Origin of the sequence: Vibrio gallaecicus (assembly GCF_024347495.1) — a bacterium.
GTDB lineage: Bacteria > Pseudomonadota > Gammaproteobacteria > Enterobacterales > Vibrionaceae > Vibrio > Vibrio gallaecicus.
In genome coordinates, this window is record NZ_AP025490.1 from 1,629,282 (window position 1) to 1,642,573 (window position 13,292).

At 38.9% G+C, this 13,292-nt stretch carries 13 protein-coding genes; 11 read left to right on the top strand and 2 right to left on the bottom strand.

What is annotated here, in order from left to right; all coding sequences use genetic code 11:
• Positions 1-122 precede the first annotated feature (122 nt).
• From OCU78_RS07015 to rmf, 6 genes are all read left to right on the top strand, one after another.
• A complete protein-coding gene (locus tag OCU78_RS07015) occupies positions 123-668 on the top strand; it encodes a cell division protein ZapC (RefSeq protein WP_137373256.1) in 546 nt (181 codons plus the stop codon).
• Between the two features lie 511 nt (positions 669-1,179).
• Positions 1,180-3,300 carry a bifunctional 23S rRNA (guanine(2069)-N(7))-methyltransferase RlmK/23S rRNA (guanine(2445)-N(2))-methyltransferase RlmL gene (gene rlmKL / locus OCU78_RS07020; RefSeq protein WP_137373255.1) on the top strand — a complete coding sequence of 707 codons (2,121 nt, stop codon included), beginning with the start codon at positions 1,180-1,182 and terminating at the stop codon, positions 3,298-3,300.
• A gap of 35 nt (positions 3,301-3,335) precedes the next feature.
• On the top strand, positions 3,336-3,578 hold the full coding sequence (locus OCU78_RS07025) for a glutaredoxin family protein (protein WP_137373254.1): 243 nt from the start codon (positions 3,336-3,338) through the stop codon (positions 3,576-3,578).
• Positions 3,556-5,472, top strand: a complete 1,917-nt coding sequence (locus tag OCU78_RS07030; RefSeq protein ID WP_137373253.1) for an ABC transporter ATP-binding protein — start codon at positions 3,556-3,558, stop codon at positions 5,470-5,472. The genes OCU78_RS07025 and OCU78_RS07030 overlap by 23 nt, the downstream gene beginning before the upstream one ends.
• A gap of 6 nt (positions 5,473-5,478) precedes the next feature.
• A complete protein-coding gene (locus OCU78_RS07035) occupies positions 5,479-7,179 on the top strand; it encodes a DUF3466 family protein (protein WP_137373252.1) in 1,701 nt (566 codons plus the stop codon).
• Positions 7,180-7,326: 147 nt separating this feature from the next.
• Positions 7,327-7,500 carry a ribosome modulation factor gene (rmf, locus tag OCU78_RS07040; RefSeq protein ID WP_137373251.1) on the top strand — a complete coding sequence of 58 codons (174 nt, stop codon included), beginning with the start codon at positions 7,327-7,329 and terminating at the stop codon, positions 7,498-7,500.
• Between the two features lie 124 nt (positions 7,501-7,624).
• Here the strand turns inward: rmf and fabA are convergent, their stop codons facing one another.
• Both fabA and OCU78_RS07050 read right to left on the bottom strand, forming a co-directional pair.
• Positions 7,625-8,140 carry a bifunctional 3-hydroxydecanoyl-ACP dehydratase/trans-2-decenoyl-ACP isomerase gene (gene fabA, locus OCU78_RS07045; RefSeq protein ID WP_137373250.1) on the bottom strand — a complete coding sequence of 172 codons (516 nt, stop codon included), beginning with the start codon at positions 8,138-8,140 and terminating at the stop codon, positions 7,625-7,627.
• An 85-nt stretch (positions 8,141-8,225) separates the two neighbouring features.
• Positions 8,226-9,875, bottom strand: a complete 1,650-nt coding sequence (locus OCU78_RS07050; protein WP_137373249.1) for a S16 family serine protease — start codon at positions 9,873-9,875, stop codon at positions 8,226-8,228.
• A gap of 188 nt (positions 9,876-10,063) precedes the next feature.
• On the opposite strand from OCU78_RS07050, the gene matP reads away from it, so the two are divergent.
• From matP to OCU78_RS07075, 5 genes are all read left to right on the top strand, one after another.
• Positions 10,064-10,516 carry a macrodomain Ter protein MatP gene (matP, locus tag OCU78_RS07055; RefSeq protein ID WP_137373248.1) on the top strand — a complete coding sequence of 151 codons (453 nt, stop codon included), beginning with the start codon at positions 10,064-10,066 and terminating at the stop codon, positions 10,514-10,516.
• Between the two features lie 8 nt (positions 10,517-10,524).
• Positions 10,525-10,833 (top strand): DUF3634 family protein, encoded by a 309-nt coding sequence (locus OCU78_RS07060; protein WP_137373247.1) that lies wholly within the window; start codon positions 10,525-10,527, stop codon positions 10,831-10,833.
• A 122-nt stretch (positions 10,834-10,955) separates the two neighbouring features.
• Positions 10,956-11,264 carry a hypothetical protein gene (locus OCU78_RS07065; RefSeq protein ID WP_137373246.1) on the top strand — a complete coding sequence of 103 codons (309 nt, stop codon included), beginning with the start codon at positions 10,956-10,958 and terminating at the stop codon, positions 11,262-11,264.
• Between the two features lie 136 nt (positions 11,265-11,400).
• The gene (locus OCU78_RS07070) at positions 11,401-12,621 is read left to right on the top strand and encodes an HDOD domain-containing protein (protein ID WP_137373245.1); all 1,221 of its coding nucleotides are present in this window, start codon (positions 11,401-11,403) and stop codon (positions 12,619-12,621) included.
• Positions 12,622-12,910: 289 nt separating this feature from the next.
• The gene (locus tag OCU78_RS07075) at positions 12,911-13,279 is read left to right on the top strand and encodes a phage protein (protein ID WP_137373244.1); all 369 of its coding nucleotides are present in this window, start codon (positions 12,911-12,913) and stop codon (positions 13,277-13,279) included.
• Positions 13,280-13,292 lie beyond the last annotated feature (13 nt).

Sequence of the window (13,292 nt, forward strand, 5' to 3'; positions counted from 1 at the left end):
ATTTACATAAAAAAGAGGAATTCATTTCCTCTTTTTTTTTGCCTATTCAACAGTAAAATTACTGCAAAGGAAGGTAATTAAGCGTTTTACCTAATGGATTATTGACTAGTGTGAGACGAGCAATGCTTAAACCCAGTGATACATGGAATTGGTACTATGATGAACAGCTACGTTCATTGATGCTAGATCTAGGACAAGATATGGTTTTCAAAACTAATCTAGTTAAGAAAACGCTGGTGGACTGCGCCTTCAAACACAATGAATTTACCGTTGATGATGCCTCCTCATATCAAACCTTTAAAGAGCAAATTAGTGGCTTGGGTCTTACAGAACCTCGTCAAGCTGAGCTCGCTCTGTATTGCGTTGCCGCTAAACGATTCCACAAGCCTGTACAGCCTAAAAGTTGGTTCTTTGACCAGCAGAATAGCGCTTATTGTGAACCAGTAGAAGGTGATATTGTCAGGTTAAATAATGAATATAGTTTAGGCTATTTTATTATTTTAGAAGTGGGGGATTCATCAAGTCTATGCGCTTCTGTTGATTTAGACGAGTTTAACTTATCGCCCTCTAAAGTATTGAAATTTGGTGACTCTATTAAGGTCATGCATGACAGAATGGTGTGTGCAAATATGATACTCCACTCAGCTCCAATTGCTCTTGTCGGTTAATCCTCCCTTAAAAAAGTAATAGACTTTCTTCTTAGCCTTACCCAAACTAGATTTATCCTACCTCTATCGGCTTATATGCCGATTTTTTTTATCCAAAATTTAATGAATAAAGCAGACCTATACTTCTAGTTTTGAGATATATGCAGTACACCGCAAAATTTTTTTGAATTGCTTTTACCCCCTTAAATCACTTTAGTCCCCCTGAATAATCAAAATAATTCCCCATTACTAGTGCTTATGTTGCTGAATTACATGTTTATTTCACCTTGGTATAGTCCAGCTTTGCATTGAATATAAATTCACTTTGGTAATTAAATAGAAGTACTTTAGTGAAAGTGATGAAAAAGTTTTGAAAAGGACTGCTTATGATATAAGCGCGGTGACATGGGGTCTTTACTGGTGAATTGGTAAGCAATCATTTGTAATATTGCGCTAAAAGAAGTGTTTAGTGTGACGCTTAACTCAGAAATTCAGGTATAATCGGGTTCATTTTTATCAATAAAAGAACACTATGAATCAATATCTAGCGGTTACCTCAAACGGTCTTGAGAATTTATTAGTTGAAGAACTAACCCAACTAGGCATTACTAATGCAAAACCTGTTCAAGCAGGTGTTAAATTCAAAGCAACTAATGAGCAAATTTATCGTTGTTGTTTGTGGAGTCGTTTGGCTTCTCGATTTGTACGTGTTTTGTCTGAGTTTACTTGTCAAGATGACATGGACCTCTACCTTTCAACGACAGCGGTAAATTGGGTCAATCAATTCCACAGCTCAAAACGATTTGTTGTTGATTTTAATGGTACCAACCGTGAAATTCGTAACAGCCAATACGGTGCGATGAAAGTTAAAGATGCCGTAGTTGACTGTTTTGAAAAGAAATCTCTACCTCGCCCTTCGATCAGCAAGGAAAGCCCTGATATTCGTATTCACGTGCGCCTTCATAAAGATAAAGCGATTCTAGGCGTTGATATGGTAGGCAGTGGCTTACACCAACGTGGATACCGTCCTGAATCTGGTCGTGCTCCTTTACGTGAAACGCTTGCTGCAGCAATCCTGTTACGTAGTGGCTGGGATGCAACAAAACCTTTCTTAGACCCAATGTGTGGTTCAGGCACTTTGGTGATTGAAGCTGCGATGATGGCTGCGAATATGGCTCCGGGTGTAAAACGTCAGAAGTGGTGCTTTGAGTCATTAGAAGATTTTGATGCAGAGCTTTGGGCTGAAGTTAAAGCTGAAGCCAATGTTCAAGGTCGACGTGGCGTGAAAAAGGTAGAATGCAAATTCTATGGCTATGACAACGATGCTCGTATGATTCAAACTGCACGAGACAACGCTCGCAGAGCCGGTGTTGAAGAGCTTATTGAGTTTGAGGTTGGCGATGCTGCTCTATTGAAGCGTCCTGCAACCTTTGATAATGGTGTTATCGTTTCTAACCCACCTTATGGTGAGCGTCTAGGAACTGAGCCGGGGCTAATTGCTTTATATACTGCATTTGGAGCACAACTTAAATCAGAATTTGGTGGCTGTAATGCTTCCATTTTTTCTAGCTCTGACGAATTGCTAAGTTGTTTACGTATGCGTGCGGATAAACAATTTAAGTTGAATAATGGTGCGTTACCTTGTCACCAAAAGAATTATTCAATTTCTGACCGTCCAATGTCTGATCGCCCAACACAGCAAGAAGAGCAGTTAATTGCTCCTGATTTCGCTAATCGTCTAAAGAAGAATATTGGAAAAATCGGTAAGTGGGCTAAGAAAGAGAAGTTAGAGTGCTACCGTATTTATGATGCCGATCTTCCTGAGTACAATGTAGCTATCGATGTTTATCCCGGTCACCTTGTGATTCAGGAATATGCAGCGCCTAAAGACATCCCTGAAGAAAAAGCAAAACGCCGTCTAACCGATATTATTCGTGCTGCAATTCAAGTAACCGGTGTTGAAGCGAACAATGTTGTGCTTAAAGTACGTCAGAAGCAGAAAGGTCGCTCTCAATACCAAAAACTGTCTCAAGACTCTTCAAAGATGGAAGTGAATGAGTACGGGGTTAAATTGATCGTTAACCTTCATGATTACTTAGATACCGGCCTATTCCTTGATCATAAACTGACTCGCCGTCGTCTTGGGGAAATGTCAGCAGAAAAGGACTTCTTGAATTTATTTGCTTACACAGGTAGCGCGACGGTTCATGCAGCAGTAGGTGGAGCTCGCTCTACAACAACGGTTGATATGTCGAACACTTATTTAGAGTGGGCAAAAGAGAACATGTCTTTGAATGGTCGAGTAGGTCGTCAACACCAATTTGAACAAGCGGATTGCTTGCAATGGCTTGCGAATGCTAAAGGTGAGTACGACTTGATCTTTATTGATCCGCCAACATTCTCTAATTCAAAGCGTATGGATCAAACGTTTGATGTCCAGCGTGATCATATCCAATTGATGGAAAACCTGAAAAGGCTCCTAAGAGAAGAAGGGACAATTGTTTTCTCAAACAATAAGCGCCAATTTAAAATGGATTTGGAAGGTTTAGAGTCATTAGATCTTAAAGCGGAGAATATCTCATCTAAGACTTTACCTTTAGATTTTTCTCGAAATAAACACATTCATAATTGCTGGTTAATTACACATAAGTAATAACCTCAATTATTTAGATAGTAAGGACAGTTAAAGTGCTGACACTATACAGTACTGAAGGGTGCCATCTTTGTGAGATGGCATTTGAATTGACGGAACAACTTAACATTAGTCACCAGGTTGAAGTTATAGATATTGCATTTGATGATGTTCTATTTTCTCGTTACGGGGTAACGATACCGGTACTTAAATTTCAAGAATCAGAACTTAATTGGCCATTTGGCCTTCAAGAACTTAACGATTGGTTAAACAATAATGGCATTACTGACAATACATAACGGGCAACTTGCCTTTGGTGATCACCCACTACTTGATCATGCTGACTTCACTCTACAAGAAAACGAGCGAGTTTGTTTAGTTGGACGTAATGGTGCAGGTAAATCAACGTTAATGAAGATCTTGTCTGGCAATATCATCATGGATGACGGTAAGATGCAGATCACTCAAGATGTTGTTGTTTCTCGTTTAGAGCAAGATCCACCTCGAAATGAACAAGGTACAGTTTATGAATATGTATCTGGTGGTTTGGCTGAAGTAGGTGAGCTGCTTAAGGAATATCACAACTTACTCGATATTATCGCTGAAGATCCAAGTGAGAAAAACTTAAACCGCTTGACTCGAGTTCAAGAGAAACTTGATCACGCTAATGCTTGGCGTTTTGAAGATCGAGTGAGTAATGTACTTGCGGCGTTAAAATTGACGGCGAATACAAAATTGACCGAACTGTCAGGTGGTTGGCAGCGTAAAGCAGCCTTGGCACGTGCACTTGTCTGTGACCCTGATGTTCTGCTTCTTGATGAGCCGACAAACCACCTTGATGTTGCAACTATTGAATGGCTAGAGACATTTCTTAAAGATTTCCGTGGCTCCATTATCTTCATTTCCCACGATCGCGCTTTTATCAAGTCAATGTCAACGCGCATCGTTGATCTTGATCGTGGCAAGTTAAGCTCTTTCCCAGGTGACTATGAAAATTATCTTCTCGAAAAAGAAGAAGCTTTACGCGTTGAAGAAATGCAAAACGCAGAGTTTGATAAAAAGTTAGCCCAGGAAGAGGTATGGATTCGTCAAGGAATCAAAGCTCGTCGTACGCGTAATGAAGGACGTGTTCGTGCACTTAAGAAGCTACGTGAAGAACGACAGAGTCGCCGTGAAGTGCAGGGCAAAGCAAATATTCAAATTGATACATCATCACGTTCGGGCAAAATCGTATTTGAAGCAGAAAATCTTAATTTTGCGTTTGAAGGTAAAACCATTGTTACAGATTTCAGTTTCAATATTATGCGTGGTGACCGTATAGCACTGATTGGTCCAAATGGTTGTGGTAAGAGTACTGTTCTTAAGCTACTTCTTGATCAACTAAAACCTGATTCAGGGCGACTGCATTGTGGCACTAAATTAGAGGTTGCGTATTTTGACCAATATCGTGAGATTCTTGACCCTGAAAAATCAGTAATTGATAATTTAGCGGATGGCAAACAAGAAGTCACAGTCGGTGGCCGCGAGCGTCATGCTCTTAGCTATCTTCAAGATTTCTTATTCTCACCAAAGCGAGCTCGAACTCCAGTTAAAGCGCTATCCGGTGGTGAGAAGAACCGTTTATTGCTTGCACGTATCTTCCTTAAATCTAACAACTTGTTGATTCTTGATGAACCAACCAATGATTTAGATATCGAAACATTGGAACTTTTAGAAGATTTGCTTGCCAACTATGAGGGTACATTGCTTCTGGTTAGTCACGATCGTCAGTTTGTAGATAATACAGTGATGACAAGTTGGATCTTTGAAGGCGATGGTGTCGTTGAAGAATTTGTTGGTGGTTATCATGATGCTCAGCAGCAACGGGCACAAGCCCTTCAGTACCGAGAGGTTGAAAAGCCAGCAAAGGTAGAAAAAGTTGTTGAGGAAACTCCCAAAACAGTATCACCGAAAGTTAAAACTAAGAAGCTATCCTATAAGCTGCAACGAGAGCTAGAAGCATTACCTGCGCGTTTAGAGGAATTGGAAACCGAGATTGAAACTTTACAGGTAGAGGTTAATGACCCTGACTTTTTCGCAAGATCTGTAGAGCAAACTAAACCTATCTTAGACAAGCTCTCTGCAACTGAGCATGAGCTGGAAGTCGCTTTTGAGCGTTGGGAAGAGCTCGAAGCACTACAACAGGAAAGTTAAGAATTAATGAGTTGTACAAAATTTAAATTAACCACAGTTGCTGCTTTAGTTTTAGCAGCAACTCAAGCAAATGCCGCAATTTATGATGTTGTCGAAGTAAGCCCTACGGGATTAACTACTCAAGCAACGGAGTATTTTGGTGTAGCAGTGAAGCCTGAAGACATTGACAAAACAACGGCAACACCTGATGAGTTATTAGGTTGTTTCGGTTCAGCTTCATGTTCTGAAAGTACTTATCCAATTGCTGTGGAATCTAGAGTGACTCTAGAAGGCGTGAGTTATCGTGAAGAAGTTCCATTTGCTATGGATAACCGATTCTACTATCTCGAAGATTATGGGAACTTCGAAGATTATTGTGCTGGTTTGTTGCAGTATTCTACATGTGAAGGCTGGAGCTCATTACGTTGGAATACATGGGTGTCTGAACAAGACATATCTCACGTAAATGCGGAAGCTTTCATAGAAGGTGTTGGTAAAGTTGGATCTTATAATACTGTCATTAACTCAATTGATGAGACGTCTCAGCCAGTTGGAGTTCAATCAGACGGTTCTAGTATCAGACACAATGCCCTAGCTACTGCGACAGTTACAGCTTCTACAGAATCACGAGCTTGGGATTCTATAACTGTAAATGGAAAAGTCTTTAACGTAGGCAGTATATCTAGTGCTGTAACTAATGATTACGGGAATTATTTTTCTTCAAAAGCCGCTATTTGGAACGCTGATAGCTCGGTACCTGTTTTGTCTGAATGGGGCACAAGTGTCGTCGAGAAAAGAGGCGACTATATGGCACAAGGTAGTATGCGTGCAATTACTTACGATAATGCAAGTGATAAACTTTATGCGGTTGGTTACAACGCAAACTATGCAAGCAGTGATATCCAAGACATGAATGCTAGTGTATTTGTAATTGATACTTCCTTAACGAATATTGAACCTCTGACTATTTCAGGTCCTCAGGTAGATTCTGGTGGTGATTATAAATATACCAATAGTGTAGCAACAGATATTAACGATAATTTATTGGTTATCGGGCACGCCAAAAGACGAATTGCAGAAGAAGGTACTCTTGATAATAAAATGTTTATTTCTCAAGTAACGTCTAGCAATAACTCAGCATCTTTACCTACTGCTACTTTCATTGCTGGTGGTATTTTCTTCTCTGGTGTTGGCGGTAATGCACGTTCTGTAAATAACTTTAATGAAATCGTAGGACAAGTTGATGCAGAGTCTATACGTGAAGTAGATGGTAAAGAGAGGCGTCATCGTGGGTTTATTTACCCGTATTATGATGCCGCGACAGCCGGTACTGAAGTAACACGTAGGGCTATATTCAAAGATCAAGCTTGGTGGCTAGATGATCTAACTAATGACGGTAATGTTTCAGGAAACAATAATATGTATCGTATCATCGATGCATCTGATATCAACGATGCTGGTGTAATCTCAGCAACTGCATATCGATGCTCTGTTGGTGGAGTAGCACAAGGGTACGATACAACGTCACATAATGCAGAGTGTAAGTTTGGGAGCGGTGGTAATGAAGAAATTGTTGCGGTTAAACTTATTCCAAGAAGTAGTGCTTCTTCAGATGATATCCAAGCTCGTGGTACTGAAGTAGCTAAAGTTGAAAGATCAGGCGCAGGCTCTGGTTTACTTTCTATTGCTCTTTTAGGCTTATTGGGTTTCCGTAGAAAGTTCAAATAATTTAATACTATTTAGCACAAGTTCACGCTTTTGAACTTGTGCTTTTTTTTATCTTGAGAAAATTAAGTTAATGGTCAATCTTTAAAGCTGGAGTTAAAAAACTCCATCGTTGTACGAAAAAATTAATACCCGTATGAGGACTGCACTATGAAGAGACAAAAACGTGATCGCTTAGAACGAGCACAATCTCAAGGCTATAAAGCTGGCTTAAATGGAAGATCTCAGGAAGATTGCCCTTATAATCAAATGGAATCGAGGTCTAATTGGCTAGGTGGTTGGCGAGATGCTAGAGATGATAAGCAGGCAGGTCTCTACAAATAACATGATTTAAATAAGGCTTCTATGATGAAGCCTTATTTAAATCATGTTAGTGCATTATAACTAAATAGGTTGATAGAAAATTAAAGGCAATCATTGAGATCACCTTTAATAAAAGAAACTTTATTTAAAAAGCAGAGGTATCTTGGAATAATCCCACTTTTAAATCTTTAGCAACATAAATCTCTTTGCCATCTACAAGCACACGACCATCAGCTAGTCCCATAACTAAACGACGGTTCACAACACGCTTCATGTGAATTTCATAGGTTACTTTCTTAGCTGTAGGTAAAATTTGACCAGTAAATTTCACTTCACCTACACCAAGTGCACGGCCTTTACCTTTGCCGCCAACCCAACCTAAGTAGAAGCCAACTAATTGCCACATAGCGTCAAGCCCTAAACATCCAGGCATTACAGGGTCACCAGGGAAGTGACAGTCAAAGAACCAAAGGTCAGGAGTAATATCCAATTCAGCTAGAATTAGACCTTTACCGAAATCACCCTCAGTTTCAGACATTTTTGTAATGCGATCCATCATCAGCATATTTGGTGCTGGTAATTGTGGACCTTCTGGCCACAGCTCACCTTGGCTAGAAGCTAATAGGTCTTCACGAGTGTAAGAATCAGGTTTGTTTTGCATTATCAATTACTCCAATTTTTGATAGGTGCATCTTAGTGAACACGTGTACGCCAAACAAGTCCGATGAGTACTAGACAAACCAGTACTACGAAAATAGAAGCTTAATACGTTCCACGAATCCAGGCGGGTGCTCATGTCTTTCAAAGTTTTCAATACGCTCTGCTATTTTACTCAGAACGTTTTCTTCATTCTCATCTCTAAATGGTTTATTCATTATTAGAGGTATAGCTTCATCAACATTAGAAACAGACCAAATATTAAATTGTCCACTTTTAATGCTTTCTACCAATTCATCTTTTAAAGCAAGATGTTTTAAATTTGAGGTCGGTAAAATTACGCCTTGGTTGCCAGTAAACCCTTGGTGTTTACAAACATTATAGAAGCCTTCAATTTTTTCATTTAAGCCGCCAACGGCTTGTACACGACCAAATTGGTCTACTGCACCAGTAACAGCAATTTGCTGGTTAATAGGGTATTCAGATAGGGCGCTCACTAGTGAACAGAGTTCGGCAAGGGATGCACTGTCACCATCAACTTCACTATAAGATTGCTCAAATACGATGGAGGCAGAGTAAGGTAGCGGGTCCTCTAAATTGAGTGAGCTACTTACAAATGCTTGCATAATCATCATGCCTTTTGCATGTAAATTACCACCAAGCTCGGCTTTACGCTCAACATCAGCAATATCTCCATCGCCGAAGTGAATAACGCATGAGATACGAGCTGGTTCACCGTAAGAAATTGGGTGACCAGGTACATCGATAACTGTCAGACCATTAACCTGGCCAACTTGTTCACCATCAGTTTCGATAATGACTTGCCCATCGAGAATATCATCCATAGCTCTTTCTGGGAGGTAAGACTCTCGGTAATACTTATGCTCTAAAGCGAGAGTGATGTGCTGTGGGGTGATCTCTTGATTGCTTGATTCAATTGTAGCTTCACTTAATAATGAGTTATGCCAGATAGGGCAAAGGGGAACATAGTGCTGATCCTCTGTCTCTCTTGCACCGGCTTTCATTATTGAAAGGATGGAATCATTTGAAAAATTAGGGAGATCAAAACGTGCTTTAAGCCATTTTAAATAACCTAGATACTCTAAAAAGTTTTTGTCTGTTAACTTTAAATCTTGTTCTAACTCGCTGAATAAACAGAAACCTGTTTGTACATCACTATCAAGAAAGTCTAAATCACCTAGTTGTACGCGATCACCAACGACAATTAGCTTTACGTTATAAGTACGAGAAGTGCTGACAGATGATATGTGAACCGGATTACTATTTATATCTTCAATACTTTCACCGAGAAGAGCTGACTTTAAAAGTAACCAGCAGCCTGGATTTGCCAGGATCAAGTTCGCCGATATGATTAAATAACCATTTTCAGCCCTAGAAAGTAACCCAGTACGATGAGCGATGACTTCATTATCTTTCACTTCGACTTGATCAAATAAACTTTCAACTTTGAGAGATTCAGTTCTAATTATTGGTTGAGCTTTATCAGCGGAACAAACCGATAGAGACTCTGAAACTAGCTGACGATAAATTGAATTATCAGGAGCATTAACCAAGAGAACCTTAGATAGATTAGAAAGGCATTCAAATCTTCTAAGAGCATGCTGAAAGCGTTTTTGAATGTCTAAAAAAGAATAAGGAGTAATCTTAGGGAACTGTTCTAACTGAGAACTAAATTGATCGTATTGAGGCGTTACATTTCGCCAGTCTACTTGAGTCATCGAGAATTCTAAAAAAGATAAAGAGGTAAGGAGTATATAGAAAAAGCAATGGGGCTAATAGATGAATATTGAAGCTTGATTCAATATAGTAAAAATAAACATGAAGTTAGTCTGCTTTTCATCCACATTGATTGTTAAAACCAGAATCTTGGGTTACGCTGTCACCATAGTTTAAATTGAGTAGTAATATGAAATATCAACAGTTAGAAAACTTAGAATGCGGTTGGAAATGGCAATATCTAGTCAAAAAATGGAAGGATGGCGTAGCGATTACTCAGTACATTGATAGTAGTGAAGCTAAAAATGCGGTTGATGAATTATTAAAGTTAGAACATCAACCAACAGGTGTGCTCGAATGGATTAATGACAATATGTCTCCAGACCTGGACAATAAGCTTAAACAAGCGATTAGAGCAAAACGTAAAAGACATTTCAATGCTGAGCAAATACATACAAAGAAAAAATCGATAGATTTGGATTATCGAGTTTGGGAAAAGTTATCTCAGCGTGCAAATGAGCTAGGCTGCACTTTATCAGATGCTATTGAGTACCTTGTGAGTGAAGCTTCACGTAGTGAAAAGGCAAGTAAAACGGTCACTAGTTTAAAAGAAGATTTAAGCAAACTATTAGCGGATGATTAGGTGATTTCATGATGTATGTAATTCTGGCTGGTGCCATTTTACTATTTTGGCTTGTGCTTATTGACAGACCTGTACTCAAAGTCTTATTTAGAGATGGAACGATTGAAAAGTCAAAAGGGCACTTCCCCCCATCTTTTAGACATAATGTGGTAGAAATTGGGCGTATAACCCCATTCACTGGAGAGGTAAAAGTTTATTCAAAACGTTCTGGTTACCAACTGAGTTTTTCAAAAACAATACCTAAAGGTGTTCAACAGCGGGTTAGAAACGTTTTTCCTCATAATGGTTTTAAATCGAAAGGCGGCAAGAAAGCTTAAGCCTTTATTAACAACCTCATTTCAGGGTTGGGTTATATCTATCCAAAGCTCAACTTATTAGTCTGATTTATCATAGCCATAGCGACATACTTTGTATTTTAAATGTTATGGAAATTAGAAAAATGAAAGTACTGAGCATAATATTCTTTTTGATAGCTCCAGCATTAGCTGATGACTCTGAAATCAACCCCATCGCAAAAAAGATCAAATCCCAAATAGTTAAAAGTCTGGATAAATCTACAATGGAATATCAAGGCTATTGCGACGTTACTATTGAAATGAGACATTCTGATTCGCGCGCTAAAATACATAGAGTAAGGACTTCTGGTGATAGAAAGCTTTGCAAGTTTGCCCTAAAATCAGTCAGAATTGGAAAGACTTATAAATATGTATTCCCTGAGAAATTTATAAGATTGCATATAACCCAATAGTCTTGCGCACTATAACTAAAGATTTTTAAAAGAAACATACTGTAAATCGTGAAACATAGACTAAATTACATTAATATATCGGACATATAAATCTGTATCAAAAAATACAAATTACAGCAATATAAAGGGAAATAGGTTGCTTTTAACAAATAAACATTACACGCCTGAAGCAATTGAAATTACTAGGAAAATAACAGAACAAGTCCAACACAGGTTCAATCAATGGCTAATTAGCCCTAAATATTCAGTTAATCACGATGATGTAGACTTACTATTAAGCCTAGAAGGACGATATTGCGAAGATGTTATTTTCGATGAAGCCGACCGAATTTCTCGAAACCAAAGAATTTTACTTCTATGTGAGCAGGAACGAGTCACCGCTAAAAATGAAAAAATTGCCGCGAAGCAAAAAACACTGAAAAGTGTTATTGATGATGTTAGTTCTGCTGCAGAAGATATGTTGTGTGCTAAATTTGATTCTACACTGGTGAGCTCATTGTATACGCATTTGCCTGATTTTAGCCTATTTGCCTCCAGTGCATTCTCACCATCACTAAGCTTTACTAAACTAAATACTCTGGCGGAATCCAGCCGACAACTAAGCTCGAGCTTAATTGAATTTGTTTCAAACCCAGAGTTTAGTGAGAAATTCGGAAAAAAGCCTAGATTAATTTCCGATCCCAAAGTCGCCATTGGCCTACTTGGCATAGAAAACTGCCGCATGTTATTTCCTGTAATCATGGCGCAGTCAATGCTTAAATGGTCTGATGATAATACGAAACACATAGCTCCCAAAGTCTGGCAACACCTGGTCGTTACTTCATCAGCTACCAAACTCAGACTACAAGAAACTGTAGCTAAAGAAGAGGACGTAGGAATACTATTAGGGGTTTTAAGAACTTTGCCTCTTTTTCTAATTTGTAATCACTTTACCCAAGTATTTGAAGACGCACTCGTGACAACGATGATGAAGTATAGAGAAGCTATTGATCAGCGAGAAAAGTACTACGCATGTTCAGAAGTGATGCCAAATCTAGAGTTTTTGGTAGCTGTTATTCAAAGAACGGAATTGAAGATAGCCAAAAAACTAATTAAACATATTGATTGGGATGCTAATAGCTCTTACATCCAACAAGCGTTACTAGAAGATATTGACGATCTACCAATCTCTGAGCGCAGCGTTTACGGAGCCGCTTTAGCACAAGCGAGAGCTTTTTCAATCTATGATTCGCTTGAGAGTAGTCAAATATTTAACGTTAAGCATAAACCATATTGGTTCGCAAATGTTCAAATGTCCAACTCATCGATATCAAAGGTCAAAGCTCACAAGCCTGGTAAACTAACATTACAAATGTAATACACCTTCAATTCGCAGACTTGCTTATGTGACAATGTAACACAAGCAAGTTTGACCTCAAATCGCAGTATTTGTTAACGATCAATTTCAAGCGCTCAAGACAGCGGTTCTACCTTTTATCAAAGGCAAGTGCATACCAACTTCTTTAGTCCTAAGCTTTTTTAATGGTTAGATCTGGTTGTGGCGACCCCTAATAAAGCACTAGCCAACTGCGTATTATGCCTGTTTATGTTTAATTACTCACTCATTTATAAAATCATGCAACCTCTTGTATTTAGAGGTTTAATTGATGAAGTACAGCGAAATGAGTAGAAACTATATTTTTCGCGCAATGGAATGCCAAATGACCAAGGAAGAGGTCGCAAAATTGTGTTTTAAATCTGTGAGAACAGTCACAGGATGGGACGAAGGAAAACAGATGCCACCTGAATGTAAAAGGCTTATGAGGATGGCGAAAGGTCGGGAACTGAGTGCCAGTGAAGACTGGGAACAGTTTAAAATGCACTATGACAAGTTAGAAACTTCTACAGGGCAGCGAGTCACACCGCAACAAATTTTAGCTGGGATAGCATTGTTAGAAATACAATCTGAGTTAGAGATAAGGACTTCAACATATTTAATAAAAGTTGCTAGGGCGCTGGCTAAAATAATGAGGTAAAAAGAAAGCTCCG